This window comes from Pseudoalteromonas sp. ECSMB14103 (assembly GCF_000813065.1).
GTDB lineage: Bacteria > Pseudomonadota > Gammaproteobacteria > Enterobacterales > Alteromonadaceae > Pseudoalteromonas > Pseudoalteromonas marina.
Window position 1 is genome coordinate 156470 of the sequence record NZ_JWGY01000009.1, and the last position, 17447, is coordinate 173916.

Genomic DNA, 17447 nt, shown 5'->3' on the forward strand with positions numbered 1-17447 from the left:
TGAAATACACTAACAGTTAGTAAAAATGACTAAGACTTAGGGAATATGAGCCAATATCGCCAACAAGACAATTTACTGGGCCAATCAGACAGCTTTTTATCTGTGTTGGATCAAGTATCGCAACTAGCTAATCTAGATAAGCCGGTGCTTATTATTGGCGAACGAGGCACAGGTAAAGAGCTGATAGCTGCCCGCCTGCATTTTTTATCTAAACGTTGGGATCAAAACTACGTAAAACTAAATTGTGCTGCATTGAACGAGAACCTGCTCGAAAGTGAATTGTTTGGTCATGAAAGCGGCGCATTTACGGGGGCCAGTAAACGTCACGAAGGCCGTTTTGAACGTGCTAACAGCGGTACACTATTTTTGGATGAATTGGCAAATACATCCGCCATGGTGCAAGAAAAACTCCTACGCGTTATAGAGTATGGTGAGTTTGAACGTGTTGGCGGTAAGCAAACTGTAAAAGTCGATACTCGCCTAGTATGCGCCACCAATGAAGACTTACCACACCTTGCTGAACAAGGTGAGTTTAGAAGTGATTTACTTGATAGATTAGCATTTGATGTAATAACGCTTCCCCCACTGCGTGAACGTCAAGACGATATTATGCTGCTTGCAGAGCAATTTGCGATGAACATGGCACGCGATTTAGAGTGGGAGCTATTCAGCGGGTTTACTCGAAGCGCTACAGAAACGCTTTTATCGTATAACTGGCCTGGTAATATTCGTGAGCTTAAAAATGTGGTTGAACGTAGCTTATATCGCCACGGAAGTGAACATATTCCCGTTCACCAGATTATTTTAGACCCATTCGAAAGTCCATTTAGACCTAAAGCGCGTATTAAAGCACCAATAACCACTCAACATGTTAGTGCTGAGCCTGTTTCTGTTGCAGCGCCTGTAAACATTTCTGAGCAAAAAGTTGAAGCCAATATTCAATTTCCTTGTAGCTTAAAAGAACGCTCAAATGAATTTGAAATAAATATGATTAACAAAGCGCTTGAGCACAGCCAATTTAATCAAAAGAAAACTGCAGAAGTCCTTGGTTTAACGTATCATCAATTACGTGGGTATCTAAAAAAATACAATTTGTTGGATCAACAATAGTTAGAGGTTATGCGTGTGCATAAATTTTTACTTGCTTTACTAGCAGGCACTTTAGTTGGCTGCTTAGATAGTGAAGAACGCGTTATTGAAGAAAAAAACCAAGGCTTGGTCTATTGCGCCGAGGCAAACCCTGTGTCGTTTAACCCACAAGTGACAACCACAGGCTCAACTATTGATATTATTGCCAATCAGCTTTATGACCGCTTAATAAGTATTGATCCGGTTACTGCTGAGTTTCAGAGCGAACTCGCAACAGATTGGAAAGTAAGTAAAGATGGTAAATCGGTCACCTTTACTCTTCGAAAAGACGTACCATTTCATACCACCGCATACTTTACACCTAGCCGGACTTTTAACGCCGATGACGTAATTTTTACCTTTAGTCGCTTATTTGATGTGTACAACCCTTATCATTTTGTGGGTGATGCCAGTTACCCTTATTTTCAAAGTGTAGGCGTTGATCAGCTCATTCGTAAGATTGTTCGCGTGTCTGACCACCAAGTTAGATTTGAATTATTTAATGCTGAAAGTAGTTTTTTAGCTAACATGGCCACTGACTTTGCGGTTGTTTTATCGGCCGAGTATGCAATGAAACGTAAAGCTGCAGAGCAAGAAGAATTTTTTGATCAATACCCTGTAGGCACTGGTCCTTATATTTATCGTGAATATCGCCGTGATAATTTAGTCCGCTTTTACCGTAACCCCGATTATTGGAAACACGACGTTGCCCTTGAACAACTCGTTTACGACATTACCCCTAATGGCACAGCGCGCATTGCAAAGCTGTTAACTAAAGAGTGCGACTTAGCCGCTCATCCTAGTAGTGCTCAGTTGAGTATTTTAGCCCAGCGTGAAGATATTAATATTGAAAAAGAAACCAACCTCAATGTTGGATACTGGGCTTTTAACACAGAACGCCCACCTTTTGATGACATTCGAGTTCGCAAGGCGCTTGCACATGCAATTGATACAGATAAAATAATGCAAGCGGTATATTACGGTAATGGAACACGTGCCGAATCGATGTTGCCACCAACCTCATGGGCTTTTAACGCTCAAACAAGTATGCCATCATTTGACCCTGACCTTGCTAAAAAGCTACTCGCTGAAGCCGGCTTTTCTGATGGGTTTGATATGAATATTTGGGCCATGCCAGTGAGTCGTATTTATAACCCCAATGCACGTAAAATGGCTGAATTAATGCAAAGTGACTTACGCAAAGTAGGTGTTAACGTCAGTATTGTAGAATACGAGTGGAATACGTTTATTCAGCGAATTGGAGAGCACAGACACGATAGCGTGCTCCTCGGCTGGGCAGCAGATACGCCAGACCCCGATAACTTCTTTAGCCCGTTATTAAGCTGCTCAGCAACATTTAGTGGCAAAAACCCAGCCAATTGGTGCAACCCTAAATTTGATTTATTACTGGCGCAAGCACTCGATACGACAGACTTAAATATGCGAAAAAAATACTACGCAGATGTGCAGTCGCTTATCATGGATGAATTACCCTTGTTGCCCATTGCTCATGGGTTACGGTTTCAAGCAAGCAGTGCCGATGTAGACGGCATAGAGCTTGGCCCATTTGGGGCTATTTCGTTAGCCAATGCGAGGAAAAAGTAATGATCCTCGATTATATTTTACGCCGCCTTGGTTTATTACTTTTTATGTTGCTCATGCTCAGCATTTTTACATTTTCGTTGGCGTACTTATTCCCTGGTGATCCATTAAGTAATTTAAGTGGCGTTCCGAGTAATAATTTTTCTCAAAATACGCAATTAGAAGATAAATACTTTTATAACAGTAATTATTTTATGCAATACCTCGCCTTTTTAGGGCGAGTTTTTCAGGGTGATTGGGGATTATCGTTTGCCTCTGGCGACAATGTTTTTTCACATATCCTTGATTTATTACCAGCGACGTTAGAGCTTAGTGTGTATGCACTTATTGTGTCTATATTTGTTGGCGTGCCTGCAGGTATTATAGGCTCAGCGTATTACAATCGCTGGCCAGATAAGCTTATTAATTCAACCACTATTGTGGGCTATTCTATGCCTGTATTCTGGTTAGCTTTATTACTAATTATGATTTTTTCGCTCAAATTGGGGTGGTTTCCTATGTCGGGTAGAATGGGGCTTCTTTATGAAATTCCAGCAGCCAGCGGGTTTATGCTCATTGATATCATGCTTGCCGGCTTTCCGTATAAAGGAATGGCATTTGTAGATGCATTACACCACTTAACTTTGCCCACAATTGTGCTTGCCACATACCCAACCACCGTGCTTGTAAGATTTACCCGCGAATCAATGTTGAAAATAATGGATCAAAATTTTATTAAAACAGCACGCGCGAAGGGGTTAAACCGACGCCAATTAATCATGCATCATGCACTGCGCAATGCGCTTTTACCGGTAATTAAAAAAATTGGTTTGCAATTCAGTACACTAATAACACTTGCTATGATCACCGAAGTTATTTTTTCGTGGCCTGGTATTGGCCGCTGGTTGATAGACAGTATTTACCAGCGCGACTTTCCTGCAATTCAGGGAGGCCTAATGGCTGTATCCTTATTTGTTATTTTAGCCACTATAACAACCGAACTTCTTTATAGTTTATTCGACCCACTCTCACGGAACCAAGCCCATGGCAAAGTTTAAGGTATTTTCTGAAGAGTCGAATAAATCGCCACTGGCGCGATTTTGGCGAAAATTTAAAAACAATCACCCTGCCCTTGTTGGTTTATGGGTGTTTTTGGCATTTGCCTTACTCGCTGCCAGCGCACCATTTTTAGCGCCTTATGGGGTAAACCAGCAGCACAGTGATGCGCTACTTATTCCACCCTCGTGGCGAGAAATGGGCGATGTGCGTTTTATTTTAGGCACTGATGATTTAGGACGCGATGTGTTGTCGCGTTTAATGAACGGCGCAACCTATACATTTGGTTTATCGGTCGTCGCTGCATTATTGACCACCATAATTGGTGTATTAGTCGGCACATTTGCTGGCATTAGTCGAGGTATGCGTTCAAGCTTTTTGAACCATTTACTTGATATCACTCTTTCAATACCGTCTTTATTATTGGCTATTATCATTATTGCAGTATTAGGCCCGGGCTTGATGAATACAGTATGGGCTATTATTTTAGCCTTACTACCGCAGTTTATTCATTCAATCAGAAACCTAATAGTAGAAGAGCTAAGCAAAGACTATATCACCGCGTTTAAGCTCGACGGCGCTTCAAATTGGCATATTATATCGCGCGGTATTTTTCCTAATATTTATGAACACATAGTGGTTATTTTTACTATGGCACTGTCTACGGCCATACTAGATATTTCTGCGTTGGGTTTTTTAAAGTTAGGCGCACAACCCCCAACCACTGAATGGGGTGCCATATTGGCAGAAAACCTTGGCCTAATTTATTTAGCACCTTGGACGGTTGCCTTACCAGGCGTATTATTATTTTTAGCGGTATTATCGACCAATTTAGTAGGCGATGGACTTAGACAAGTGCTAAAAGAGCGCAAGGCCGATTAAATGCAATTATTAGATGTTAGAAATTTAACCATTGAACTGCGCACTTCAGAAACAGTTATAAGAGCAGTTGACAGGGTCAGCTTTAGCTTAAAAGAAGGTGAAGTGCATGCGCTTGTAGGTGAGTCAGGCTCAGGTAAAAGCCTAATCGCAAAAGCAATCGTTGGTGTATTAAACGAACGCTGGAATATAACCGCTGATAGAATTCACTGGCGTGGTGTTGACCTAATGCGCCTCACTCCGGAGCAACGCAGACAAACGGTTAGCAAAGATATTGCAATGATCTATCAAGACCCTAGCCGTTGCCTTGACCCTACAGCGAAAATTTTTAATCAAATTGCTGAAACCTTACCTGAAGTCGCTCGCAAGGGATTCTTTTTAAAACGAAATCGCGAACGAAAAGACCGCGTTAAAGCACTTATCCATAAAGTTGGTATTAAAAACCATGAAGCGGTACTAGACAGCTACCCTCATGAGCTCTCAGAAGGTGTGTGCCAAAAGGTAATGATTGCAATGGCAATTGCCCGAACACCTAAGCTATTAATTGCTGATGAGCCGACTACAGCACTTGAGAGTACTACCCGTGCGCAAGTGTTTAGATTATTAAAAAGCCTTAATCAACTCAAGAATATGTCTATTTTAATGATTTCACACGAGCTTGAAGAGATTGCTGATTGGTCTCATGGGATTCATGTTTTATATTGCGGGCAAATGGTTGAAGCAGGTCCAACTCATAAAATATTTAAGCAACCTCGCCATCCATACACACAAGCACTTTTGAAAAGCTTGCCAGATTACGAGCAGGGCTTGGCTCATAAAGAACCGTTTTATGCGCTTAAAGGTACTATTCCTACTTTACAACATTTACCAATTGGTTGCCGACTTGGGCCACGTTGCCCACAAGCACAAAAAGATTGTGTAGTTACACCTGTCCTCACTAAACACAGTGGGCACAGCTACGCTTGTCACTTTCCGCTTATAAAGGAGGTTAAGTAATGCAGCCTACTCTCAAAGTACAAGCGCTATCTAAAACATTTGATGTGCGAGCGGATTTATTTAAACGCAAAAAATTTGAAGTGCTAAAAAACATTTCTTTTTGTATTGGTAAAGGTGAAACCATTGCCGTAATTGGTGAAACAGGCTCGGGGAAAAGTACGTTAGCTAAGTTACTTGCCGGTGCCGATAACGCAAACACTGGGCAAATATTACTTGAAGGCAATGTAATAGAAGATAACGGTATTCGTGATAACCAATGTCGTCACATTAGAATGATTTTTCAAGACTCAGGGGCGTCGTTAAACCCAGGTTTAACTATTGGCGACATGCTTGATGATTGCTTGCAATACAATACGGACTTTGATGAAGAAGAACGCTCAGAAAAAATAAATACAACACTCTCTAAAGTTGGATTGCTAGTCGATCACCAACATTACTATCCACATATGTTCAGTGTTGGCCAATTACAACGTGTGGCTTTTGCCAGAGCGCTTATTTTAGATCCTAAGGTGATGGTGCTCGATGAAGCCGTATCGTCTTTAGACCCTTCTATACGTGCCCAAATAGTAAATTTATTACTCAAGTTACAACGTGAAACGGGTTTAACTTATGTCATGATCACCCATCATCTTAGTTTAGTACGCCATATTAGTGATCAAGTCATTGTGCTAGATAAAGGTGAGGTGGTTGAGTATGGTTTAACAGAAAATGTATTTAATAATCCTCAGTCAAAAATAACGCAGCGTCTATTAAGCTGTTAATGCAGTTTTTTGTTATGTAAGTGCATTTTAGAAGGTCTTGTTATTAACTTTTACTTTTTAACAAGGCCATTCCATGCTCAAACACACACTAATTAGTATTACTCCTCTACTGATTTTATCTGCCTCTGCTATTGCCGAGCCCCCTAACAAAGTTAAAAACTGGGTTGGCGGAATCGATCATTTAGGTTTAACTGTTTCAGATTTAAATTCATCTAAAGTGTTTTTTACTGATGTGCTTGGTTTTAAAGTGCTGGGAAATGATCCGACTTATCCTGCGTACTTTTTATCTAATAAAAAAACAACCATTACATTGTGGCGAATTAAGAATAATGAAAAACGTGTAGAGTTTAATCGAGCAGAAAATGTGGGCCTACACCATTTAGCACTCAGTGTTGAGAGTATTGAAAAGTTAAGCAGGCTGCATAAGCACTTAAAAATGCAAAATAATATTACTATAGAATTTGCACCAGAGAATTTAGGTAAAGGCCCTGCGCAGCACATGATGATAAGAGAGCCTAGCGGTAACCGTATTGAATTTATTGCAAGGCCTATCTAGCGCCCTAAAATGATTGGTATTATTACGCAGTGGTATAAGCACACCCGAATTTAAAGCAATAAAAAAGGCGCTCAGAGGCGCCTTTTTTAATAACCAAAACTAACTTATTCAGCAGCTTGTTCAACTACTGGTAAATTAAGTTCAGCTTTAGCTTTAAGCGACTCTATGAAAACCATATAGTTTTTGTTTGCTTGAGCCATTGTAATGCTTTGTTTAGCTTGTGGGTCAATATCAGCCGTTACTGTAGCATCTGTCACTGAGTTAAGTGCAACAATCGCTGCATCACCGTTATTTAAGTCAACAACATCTACCACTGCAGTGTCTGCTGGGTGAGCCATTTTAAATGCCTGAGTAACAATCGCTGGCGAGACAGCAAAACTTTGACGATTTAGTTGTGACTCTTGACGAAGCGTTAAGTCTTGCTCAGTTGCAATATCATTCAAACTTTTACCTGCTTGAATTTCAGCAAACAAACTACGCGCTTTATCTTTGGCAAGCTCAGAGGTCTTGTCATTTACCAAGCGTGTTTTAATCTGTTCACTTACATCACTTAATGGTTTAGTTGACGCTGGCTGATGCTCGTTAATACGCACGATAACAATGTGCTCATCGCCCAACTCAATAACTTCAGAGTTAACTCTGTCTTCAAGTAAGTCAACAGATGTGAGTGCAGTAATAACAGCCGGTGTATTTAACGGCTCTGGTAAAGCATTCAACGCTAAAAGAGGGGTTGACTGAACTTCTAGTTCAGCAACTTCTGCAGCATCATCTAAACGATCTGAAATTTCAAACGCAATTGCACCCATTTCGGTTTGCTTATCGTAAAATGCATCAATTTTTTCAGCACGCTCTAATTCAGCACGTAAGTCCGCTTTTACATCATCAAATGGTTTAACTTGTTGTGGCTGAATATCAGTCAGTTTAATGATGTGATAACCGAACTCTGACGCAACCACTTCTGAAAAATCACCTTTCGCTTCAAGTGAAAATGCTGCATCTTCAAATGCAGGATCCATTACATCACGTTCAATCCAATCAAGGTCACCGCCCATCTCTGCGCTAACGATATCATCAGATGAAGACTCTGCGAGTTCAGCAAAGTCTGCACCTTGTTGAAGCTCAGCATAAAGCGCATCGACTTTAGCTTTAGCTGCATCATCGTCTTCACTATTATCTATTAATATGTGAGACACACGACGTTTTTCAGGCTCAACATATTGCGCCTTATTTTGCTCATAAGACGCTTTCACATCTTCTTCAGTCACTGAACCAACAACTATATTTTCAGCTTTCAACTCGACATAGTTCACCGAGATAAGTTCTGGTGATAAAAACTGCGATGCATTTAGGTCATAGTAATCTGAAACTTCTTGCTCTGATACTTCAACATTATCTGCAAGTGACTCTTTATTAATTACTAAGTAATCAATGCTACGAGTTTGTTGTTGAAGAGCAATAGCACTTTTAAGCTCGCTTTCAAGCGCAAAGTCTGTGCCTGCAACTGCTGATACTAACTGACTGCGTGTCATGTCTTCGCGAAGGTATTCACGAAAAGTATCTGGTTGGAAGTTCATTTGACGAATTACTTGTAAATAACGATCGTTATTAAATTTATCGCCAAGTTGGAAGTAAGGCAATTCTAAAATTGTTTTACGAACTGTATCATCGCTCACGCGAAGGCCTAATTCTGCCGCTAACTGTGATTGCAATTCTTGTTGTACTAAGCGGTCAATTACACCTTGACGAATTTGTGCCATATAATTTGGATCTGCAGCAATTTGTGTAAAGTACTCACCAAATTGTTGCTCTAAACGATTACGTTCGTTTTGGTACGCGCGGTTAAATTCCGTTTGGCTAATTTTAACTCCGTTTACTTCAGCAACAGGTTGTTCCGTGGTTTGACCTAGGTAACTACCGATCCCTGCTAAAGCAAAAGATAAAATCACCGCGCCTAAAATTATTTTGGCTACAGGTCCTTGCGAACCTTCTCTGATTTTCTCAAGCATTTGTTTATCTCTTTTTGATCAAGGCTCAATACCTTGTCACATGTAAAAAAAGCGTATCTTACCAGATACGCTTTTTCACTTGAAGTAACTAGCGGTAAAGTTACTCAATTCAACTGTTAGGCTGATTAAGTAACTTTACTTTCGCCATAACTAATCTGTTTAAACTATTGATTAGTTTACTGCGTCTTTAAGCGCTTTACCGGCTTTGAAAGCTGGAATGTTTGCAGCAGCGATTTGAATAGTTTCACCAGTTTGTGGGTTACGGCCAGCTCGTGCAGCACGTTCACGTACTGAGAAAGTACCAAAACCAACAAGTGCAACTGAGTCGCCATCTTTAAGCGCGCCAGATACAGATTCGATGAATGAATCAAGTGCACGACCTGCAGCCGCTTTAGAAATGTCAGCATCAGCTGCGATTTGATCGATTAATTGAGATTTATTCACAATATCATCCTCTTTCATTGTTATTATCAAGAGCGATGGTTTTTTAAACTAACATCACTTTTTTGAAAATTTTAGAGCAAACTTGTAATGCTCACATGATTATATTTTTCTTAAGCCTAGGCCACATAAGGCCTAGGCTTGAAAACCAGTGCTTAACTTATCATACCGTTTAGATTTGAAAAGCCCTAAAAAGCACTTTTTTTACGTTTTTTACTGCTTTTTCTCTGTTTCGACTGAAAAACTCTCAACAGGATGTACCAAAGCAAGTTTTAACACCTCATCAATCCATGTAACTGGGTGAATATCAAGACCTGCCAGTACGTTATCTGGGATCTCTTTTAAGTCACGTTCGTTAATTTTTGGAATAATAACGGTTTTTATTCCACCACGGTGCGCAGCTAGTAACTTCTCTTTTAAGCCACCAATAGGCAGAACTTCACCACGAAGCGTTATTTCGCCAGTCATAGCAACATCAGCTTTAACTGGATTACCTGTTAAACTCGACACCAGACCAGTCACCATGGCTGCACCAGCACTTGGGCCATCTTTTGGTGTTGCACCTTCAGGAACGTGAACATGAATGTCACGCTTTTCATAAAAATCACTGTTGATGCGAAAAGTATCAGCACGATTACGCACAACGGTCATTGCTGCTTGAATCGACTCTTGCATTACATCGCCAAGTGAACCGGTGTAAGTCAATTTACCTTTTCCTGGCACGGCTGCACATTCGATTGTCAGTAAATCACCACCAACCTCAGTCCATGCAAGACCTGTAACTTGACCAATTCGATCACCATCTTCTGCTTTACCATAGTCAAAACGTTGAACGCCTAAGTACTCTTCTAAATTATCTTGATTAATAGTCACCGTTTTAGTGTCTTTTTCAATCAGAATATTTTTAACAGCTTTGCGGCACAACTTAGAAATTTCTCGCTCTAGATTACGCACACCCGCTTCACGTGTGTAATAGCGAATAATGCCGATAATTGCACTATCGTCTATTTCAATCTCGTTGTCTTTTAAGCCATTACGCTTTACTTGCTTAGTGATCAGGTGCTCTTTTGCAATATTAAGCTTTTCGTCTTCGGTGTAACCTGACAAACGAATAACTTCCATACGGTCTAAAAGAGGACCAGGGATGTTAAAGCTATTCGAAGTAGCGACAAACATAACATCCGACAAATCAAAATCTATTTCAAGATAATGATCGGCAAAATGGCTATTTTGCTCAGGATCAAGTACTTCTAACAATGCTGAAGCTGGGTCGCCGCGCATATCTGAAGACATTTTATCGATTTCATCTAATAAAAATAGTGGGTTTTTAACCCCTACTTTTGTCATGTTTTGAATTAGCTTACCAGGCATAGAACCAATATACGTTCGACGGTGGCCTCGAATTTCGGCTTCATCACGAACACCGCCTAACGCCATACGAATATACTTACGGCCAGTAGAACGAGCAATAGACTGACCAAGTGATGTTTTACCGACACCTGGAGGTCCTACAAGGCACAAAATTGGCCCTTTAAGCTTGTTAGTACGCTGTTGTACCGCTAGATACTCTAAAATACGTTCTTTTACTTTATCAAGACCATGGTGTTCGCTGTCTAATATTTTTTGTGCACCAGCCAAATCTTTTTTAACTTTTGAACGTTTTTTCCATGGCACATTAATTAATGTATCGATGTAAGAACGCACAACCGTTGCCTCAGCGGACATTGGCGACATCATCTTAAGTTTATTAAGTTCTGTCGTGGCTTTTTCTTGTGCTTCTGATGACATACCCGATTCTTCAATACGCTTTTTGAGCGCTTCAAACTCATCAGGAACATCGTCAAGTTCACCAAGCTCTTTTTGAATGGCTTTCATTTGCTCGTTGAGGTAATACTCGCGCTGAGATTTTTCCATCTGCTTTTTAACGCGGGTACGGATCTTCTTCTCAACCTGCAATAAGTCGATCTCACCTTCCATTAGGGCCATTAGGTATTCTAAACGCTCTGTCACGCTTGAAATTTCTAGCACTTTTTGTTTTTCAGGCACTTTTAACGGCATATGCGCAGCCATTGTGTCTGCAAGTCGCGCTGGTTCATCAATACCTGATACCGAAGTGAGCACTTCTGGTGGAATTTTTTTATTGAGCTTTACATAGCCTTCAAATTGGCTAATTGCGCTTCGAATAAATACATCTTGCTCTTGTTCATCAATTAAATCTGATTCAATAAATTGAGCATCGGCAACAAAAAACTCGTCGTTATCAACGAAGTTTTTGATTTCAGCGCGCTGTGTGCCTTCTACCAATACTTTTACTGTCCCGTCAGGGAGTTTTAATAATTGAAGTACAGTTGCAATAGTACCAATGCGATAAATATCATCTTGCTCTGGTTCGTCTACAGTTGCATCTTTTTGTGCAACCAAGAAAATTTGTTTGTCTTTATCCATTGCCGCTTCAAGGCATTTTATTGATTTTTCACGGCCTACAAAAAGCGGGATCACCATGTGTGGGTACACCACAACATCGCGCAGTGCTAGCACTGGGATTTCGACTTGGTCGGTTCTCTCAAGCGTCATTATATTTCTCTTCGCACTTCATTTATTTAAAAGATTACTCAAGTATATGGGGATAACCACATTAAAGTTCAACAATTTTCCCCGACTCGTTTAAATTAATTATAAAAAAAGGAGCCCTAGGCTCCTTTTTAATGTAAATAGCTTAAAAACTATTCAGATGCTGCTTTATCTTGATTATTATTTTCATATATCAAGATTGGATCAGACTCACCTTTAATTACCGTTTCGTCAATAACTACTTTGCTGACATCATCCATAGATGGAAGTTCGTACATGGTATCTAGTAAAATACCTTCTACGATAGAGCGAAGACCACGAGCACCGGTTTTACGAACCATCGCTTTGTGAGCGATAGCAGATAAAGCATCATCACGGAACTCAAGCTCTACATCTTCCATACCAAACAACACTGAGAACTGTTTAGTAATCGCGTTTTTAGGCTCACTTAGAATCTGTACGAGTGCAGCTTCATCTAACTCTGTGAGTGTAGCAACTACAGGTAAACGGCCAATAAATTCAGGTATTAAACCGTACTTTACTAAATCTTCAGGCTCTACGTCTTTAAACGTCTCGCTTAAAGAACGCGTTTCTGCAGACTCTTTAACACTAACGCCAAAACCAATGCCAGTATTTTTATGGCTACGTTGCTCAATGACTTTATCAAGCCCTGAAAACGCACCACCACAAATAAACAAGATTTTAGACGTATCTACTTGTAAAAATTCTTGCTGTGGGTGTTTGCGTCCACCTTGAGGAGGCACAGAAGCAATCGTACCCTCAATCAGCTTAAGTAATGCTTGTTGCACACCTTCACCCGACACATCGCGCGTGATTGATGGGTTATCTGATTTGCGAGAAATTTTGTCTATTTCATCAATGTATACAATGCCACGCTGTGCTTTTTCCACATCGTAGTCGCATTTTTGCAATAGTTTTTGGATGATATTTTCTACATCCTCGCCCACGTAACCGGCTTCGGTAAGTGTCGTTGCATCAGCCATTGTAAACGGTACGTCAAGTAAACGAGCCAGCGTCTCTGCTAGTAATGTTTTACCACTACCAGTCGGACCTATTAGCAAAATATTACTTTTGCTAAGCTCAATATCTTGCTTGGTTGATTGATTACGAAGACGTTTGTAATGGTTGTAAACAGCAACAGACAATACTTTTTTCGCATGGTCTTGGCCGATAACGTAGTCGTCTAGGTGTTTTCGAATTTCTTTTGGAACAGGTAGTTTATCAGACGAGTCATGCTTAGGAGCAATATCTTTGATCTCTTCCCTGATAATATCGTTACACAACTCTACACATTCATCACAAACGTATACTGAAGGGCCTGCAATTAATTTGCGTACTTCGTGCTGGCTCTTGCCACAAAAAGAGCAGTATAACAATTTATTACTTTTGTCGCCGTCTGTAGGAGTGTCAGACATTCAGCTACCTCATCTTATTACGTTGGCCACCAAGATTTATGGTGGCTATTTCAATACGCTTAACTATAACAAAATTTATTGTTTTTCGCATAGTAACTAAAAGTGATTAACAGGTCCCCTGCTCACCAAGCGCTTACTTTTTATCGCGATTTGCAAATACTGAGTCAACTAAGCCGTACTCTACAGCTTCTGAAGCGCTCATGAAGTTGTCACGATCAGTATCTTTTGAAATCACATCTAACGGCTGACCCGTGTGTTCTGCCATTAAGCGATTTAGCTTATCTTTAATAGATAGTATTTCTTTGGCGTGTATTTCAAAGTCAGACGCCTGACCTTGGAAACCACCTAAAGGTTGGTGGATCATTACACGTGAGTTAGGTAAGCAAAAACGTTTACCTTTAGCACCAGCGGTAAGCAAAAATGCCCCCATGCTCGCTGCTTGTCCTACACAAATAGTACTCACATCAGGTTTGATAAAGTTCATTGTGTCGTAAATTGCCATACCAGCAGTTACTGAGCCGCCCGGTGAATTTATGTATAAGAAAATATCTTTATCAGGGTTCTCTGATTCTAAAAATAGCATTTGCGCTAAAATTAGGTTTGCCATGTTGTCTTCAACTTGGCCTGTTAAAAAAATAATACGCTCTTTTAAAAGTCGCGAATAAATATCATACGAGCGCTCACCTTTTGGTGTTTGCTCAACAACCATAGGGACCAATGCATTTAGGGGATCTGTAATACCAGTATTCATACTTATTTAATTCCTTATGCGCTTATACTTATCCTTATTATAAGGAAGCATAGTTATCGTTTTTCGCAAATTAAGAGCCAAAAACTAAAAATGGCCCGGGCACGCTGTTTAAACAGTGTAACACGAGCCATTTAATCGTTAGCGAGAGCTTAAGTCAATGACTTATTAAGCACCTTGCTGCGGATTCATGATGTCATCAAATGCTTTTTCAACGTCTGAAACATTTGCTTTAGCTAAAATAGCTTCAACAGCTTGCTCTTCCATTGCAACATTACGCATTTGTTGCATAAGTTGATCATTTGCTTTGTAGTATTCTACTACTTCAGTTGGATCTTCGTATGCAGAAGCCACTGTTGCAATTAATGCTTCAACTTTAGCATCATCAACTTTAATGTCGTTAGCTTTGATTACTTCGCCTAATAAAAGACCAGTTTTAACGCGTGTTACAGCTTGCTCATGGAACAATTCAGCTGGAAGCTCAGGCATGTTTTTAGCGTCGCCGCCAAAACGTTGAGCTGCTTGCTGACGTAGTGCGTCAACTTCTTGATCAACAAGTGCTTTTGGCACTTCAATTTCGTTGTTTTCTAAAAGACCTTTGATTGCTTGGTCTTTAACGTTAGCTTTAACCGCTTGGTCAAGTTCACGCGTCATGTTCTTTTTAACTTCTTCTTTAAGCGCGTCTACGCCGCCTTCGGTAACACCGAATTTAGTTGCAAACTCTTCGCTTAATTCAGGAAGCTCTTGCGCTTCTACTTTCTTCACTGTGATAGTGAATTGAGCTGCTTTACCTTTAAGGTTTTCAGCATGGTAATCTTCAGGGAATGTTACATCTGCAACAACTTCTTCGCCTGCTTTTTTACCAACGATGTTATCTTCAAAACCTGGGATCATACGACCTTGACCAAGCTCTAATGGGAAGTCATCAGCTTTACCGCCTTCAAATACTTCACCGTCGATAGTACCTACGAAATCAACTGTTACACGGTCACTTTCGCCGGCAGCTGTATCAACTTCAGCCCATTCTGCGTGTTGCTTACGAAGAGTTTCTAGCATGTTTGCTAAGTCTTCGTCAGTTACTGTTACCGCTGGTTTTTCAACAGCAATTTTGTCTAAACCTTGAACTTCAACTTCAGGATAAACTTCAAATGTAGCTGAGAATTCTAAATCTTTACCTGCTTCAAGTGATTTAGGAGCGAATGAAGGCGCGCCAGCAGGATTAATTTTTTCAGCAACGATTGCTTCAATGTAGTTACGTTGCATTACTTCGCCAGCAACTTCTTGACGAACTGCAGCGCCAAAACGCTTGTTAATTACAGATACAGGTACCTTACCAGCACGGAAACCATCTATACGCTGTGTTTTTGACAGTTGTTGTAGGCGTTTTTTTACTTCGGTCTCAACGTTCTCTGCAGGAACGGTGATAGTTATACGGCGCTCAAGGCCTTGGGTCGTCTCAACAGAAACTTGCATGATTTACCTCAATATTCAATTTTGGCGACTGTTCGCCTTCCTTACAAACAAAGTGATCTGCATGAGTCTTGATAAAGTTTAAGCGATTTTTCACACTTAAAAGCATCCGTCGCTACCATGAGATACCATTGCTGCTTTGCCCTTAGGGCACTATGTTAAACAATAGACGCGGCATTATAACCTAATATTTATGATAGTCGAGTATGGGGGGCAATTATTTGGAATAGATTGGGTACTACAGCACCTAACCGAGTAAAAAACAGGCTAACCGTTGTTTTCAGAGGTTTAAGTGAGTTTTATTTATAGCGATAGAAAAATAGAATAAAAAATACAGAGGAGTTATAAATAAGAAAATGGTCGGCGATGCAGGATTTGAACCTGCGACCCCTTGGACCCAAACCAAGTGCGCTACCAAACTGCGCTAATCGCCGACATTGAAGGCTAAGCTTCTTTTTTCATACTGAACAATTAAACAGGGCGTTTAAAACCACTTTGAGAAAATGGTCGGCGATGCAGGATTTGAACCTGCGACCCCTTGGACCCAAACCAAGTGCGCTACCAAACTGCGCTAATCGCCGATATTGAAGGCTAAGCTTCTTTTTTCATACTGAACAATTAAACAGGGCGTTTAAAACCACTTTGAGAAAATGGTCGGCGATGCAGGATTTGAACCTGCGACCCCTTGGACCCAAACCAAGTGCGCTACCAAACTGCGCTAATCGCCGATATTCTTGTAAATGGGGTGACTGATGGGGCTCGAACCCACGACAACCGGAATCACAATCCGGGGCTCTACCAACTGAGCTACAATCACCGCTATATTTACATGTTTTCAAATGGCGCACCCAGAAGGATTCGAACCTTCGACCGACGCCTTAGAAGGGCGTTGCTCTATCCAGCTGAGCTATGGGCGCATCGAAAACTTCATAGTTTACCAATAAGCTATTCGATTATAATTAAATTATAAAAAAATGGTCGGCGATGCAGGATTTGAACCTGCGACCCCTTGGACCCAAACCAAGTGCGCTACCAAACTGCGCTAATCGCCGACATTGAAGGCTAAGCTTCTTTTTTCATACTGAACAATTAAACAGGGCGTTTAAAACCACTTTGAGAAAATGGTCGGCGATGCAGGATTTGAACCTGCGACCCCTTGGACCCAAACCAAGTGCGCTACCAAACTGCGCTAATCGCCGATATTCTTGTAAATGGGGTGACTGATGGGGCTCGAACCCACGACAACCGGAATCACAATCCGGGGCTCTACCAACTGAGCTACAATCACCGCTATATTTACATGTTTTCAAATGGCGCACCCAGAAGGATTCGAACCTTCGACCGACGCCTTAGAAGGGCGTTGCTCTATCCAGCTGAGCTATGGGCGCATCGAAAACTTCATAGTTTACCAATAAGCTATTCGATTATAATTAAATTATAAAAAAATGGTCGGCGATGCAGGATTTGAACCTGCGACCCCTTGGACCCAAACCAAGTGCGCTACCAAACTGCGCTAATCGCCGATATTTACTATTCTCTACGAGTGACCTCGTTGACAACGGGGTGCATAATAGTGATTTGACGGGGTTAGGTCAAACGTTTTTTTAAGAAAACAAATCAAGTGGTCATTTTTAGCCCACAATGGCTAAATATTATAATAGAAGACTGAAATTTAAACTATTTAATTACTCTAGTACTATATAGATGAAAAGCAACTTGGCGCTGCAATGCTTTTCTGCGAAAATAGCTTAGGTAATATTAAATGAAAAAATAAAGTTATTATTCTCTTTATAAGCATATGCCCCTTTTTATTATGCG

At 40.7% G+C, this 17447-nt stretch carries 13 protein-coding genes and 10 tRNA genes; 7 read left to right on the plus strand and 16 right to left on the minus strand.

Translation table 11 applies throughout. From position 1 onward, the window contains the following. The first annotated feature begins 45 nt into the window (after nucleotides 1–45). The 7 genes from pspF to RF53_RS14865 all read left to right on the plus strand — a co-directional run bounded on the left by pspF (nucleotide 46) and on the right by RF53_RS14865 (nucleotide 6957). On the plus strand, nucleotides 46–1110 hold the full coding sequence (pspF, locus tag RF53_RS14835; RefSeq protein ID WP_039038126.1) for a phage shock protein operon transcriptional activator: 1065 nt from the start codon (nucleotides 46–48) through the stop codon (nucleotides 1108–1110). Nucleotides 1111–1125: 15 nt separating this feature from the next. After that, nucleotides 1126–2733 carry an ABC transporter substrate-binding protein gene (locus RF53_RS14840; RefSeq protein ID WP_008126635.1) on the plus strand — a complete coding sequence of 536 codons (1608 nt, stop codon included), beginning with the start codon at nucleotides 1126–1128 and terminating at the stop codon, nucleotides 2731–2733. After that, a complete protein-coding gene (locus RF53_RS14845; RefSeq protein WP_008126634.1) occupies nucleotides 2733–3767 on the plus strand; it encodes an ABC transporter permease in 1035 nt (344 codons plus the stop codon). Before RF53_RS14840 ends, RF53_RS14845 begins: the two co-directional genes overlap by 1 nt. Continuing rightward, the gene (locus tag RF53_RS14850; RefSeq protein ID WP_006793652.1) at nucleotides 3754–4647 is read left to right on the plus strand and encodes an ABC transporter permease subunit; all 894 of its coding nucleotides are present in this window, start codon (nucleotides 3754–3756) and stop codon (nucleotides 4645–4647) included. Before RF53_RS14845 ends, RF53_RS14850 begins: the two co-directional genes overlap by 14 nt. After that, complete coding sequence (locus RF53_RS14855; protein WP_006793653.1) at nucleotides 4648–5640, plus strand: peptide ABC transporter ATP-binding protein; 993 nt, start codon at nucleotides 4648–4650, stop codon at nucleotides 5638–5640. Further along, complete coding sequence (locus tag RF53_RS14860) at nucleotides 5640–6401, plus strand: ATP-binding cassette domain-containing protein (RefSeq protein ID WP_039038127.1); 762 nt, start codon at nucleotides 5640–5642, stop codon at nucleotides 6399–6401. Before RF53_RS14855 ends, RF53_RS14860 begins: the two co-directional genes overlap by 1 nt. A gap of 73 nt (nucleotides 6402–6474) precedes the next feature. Then, nucleotides 6475–6957, plus strand: a complete 483-nt coding sequence (locus RF53_RS14865) for a VOC family protein (protein ID WP_039038128.1) — start codon at nucleotides 6475–6477, stop codon at nucleotides 6955–6957. Between the two features lie 104 nt (nucleotides 6958–7061). Here the strand turns inward: RF53_RS14865 and RF53_RS14870 are convergent, their stop codons facing one another. From RF53_RS14870 to RF53_RS14945, 16 genes are all read right to left on the minus strand, one after another. Next, complete coding sequence (locus RF53_RS14870; protein ID WP_039038129.1) at nucleotides 7062–8963, minus strand: SurA N-terminal domain-containing protein; 1902 nt, start codon at nucleotides 8961–8963, stop codon at nucleotides 7062–7064. Nucleotides 8964–9134: 171 nt separating this feature from the next. Then, nucleotides 9135–9425 carry an HU family DNA-binding protein gene (locus RF53_RS14875; protein WP_157849304.1) on the minus strand — a complete coding sequence of 97 codons (291 nt, stop codon included), beginning with the start codon at nucleotides 9423–9425 and terminating at the stop codon, nucleotides 9135–9137. A 192-nt stretch (nucleotides 9426–9617) separates the two neighbouring features. Then, nucleotides 9618–11978 carry an endopeptidase La gene (lon, locus tag RF53_RS14880; protein ID WP_039038130.1) on the minus strand — a complete coding sequence of 787 codons (2361 nt, stop codon included), beginning with the start codon at nucleotides 11976–11978 and terminating at the stop codon, nucleotides 9618–9620. A 149-nt stretch (nucleotides 11979–12127) separates the two neighbouring features. After that, complete coding sequence (gene clpX, locus RF53_RS14885; protein ID WP_006794855.1) at nucleotides 12128–13411, minus strand: ATP-dependent protease ATP-binding subunit ClpX; 1284 nt, start codon at nucleotides 13409–13411, stop codon at nucleotides 12128–12130. Nucleotides 13412–13544: 133 nt separating this feature from the next. Continuing rightward, nucleotides 13545–14162: an ATP-dependent Clp endopeptidase proteolytic subunit ClpP gene (gene clpP / locus RF53_RS14890; RefSeq protein WP_008126622.1), complete on the minus strand. Its 618-nt coding sequence runs from the start codon at nucleotides 14160–14162 to the stop codon at nucleotides 13545–13547. Between the two features lie 165 nt (nucleotides 14163–14327). After that, nucleotides 14328–15632, minus strand: coding sequence for a trigger factor (tig, locus tag RF53_RS14895; protein ID WP_008126620.1), 1305 nt, complete (start codon nucleotides 15630–15632; stop codon nucleotides 14328–14330). A gap of 354 nt (nucleotides 15633–15986) precedes the next feature. Beyond that, nucleotides 15987–16063 (minus strand) — tRNA-Pro (locus tag RF53_RS14900). A gap of 70 nt (nucleotides 16064–16133) precedes the next feature. Next, a tRNA-Pro gene (locus RF53_RS14905) sits at nucleotides 16134–16210 on the minus strand. 70 nt (nucleotides 16211–16280) lie between these two features. Beyond that, nucleotides 16281–16357, minus strand: a tRNA-Pro gene (locus tag RF53_RS14910). Between the two features lie 13 nt (nucleotides 16358–16370). Next, nucleotides 16371–16446 (minus strand) — tRNA-His (locus RF53_RS14915). A 23-nt stretch (nucleotides 16447–16469) separates the two neighbouring features. Then, nucleotides 16470–16546, minus strand: a tRNA-Arg gene (locus tag RF53_RS14920). Between the two features lie 58 nt (nucleotides 16547–16604). Then, nucleotides 16605–16681: transfer RNA gene (locus RF53_RS14925), tRNA-Pro, on the minus strand. Between the two features lie 70 nt (nucleotides 16682–16751). Further along, nucleotides 16752–16828, minus strand: a tRNA-Pro gene (locus RF53_RS14930). Nucleotides 16829–16841: 13 nt separating this feature from the next. After that, nucleotides 16842–16917, minus strand: a tRNA-His gene (locus RF53_RS14935). A 23-nt stretch (nucleotides 16918–16940) separates the two neighbouring features. Beyond that, a tRNA-Arg gene (locus RF53_RS14940) sits at nucleotides 16941–17017 on the minus strand. 58 nt (nucleotides 17018–17075) lie between these two features. Continuing rightward, a tRNA-Pro gene (locus RF53_RS14945) sits at nucleotides 17076–17152 on the minus strand. Between the last annotated feature and the right edge of the window lie 295 nt (nucleotides 17153–17447).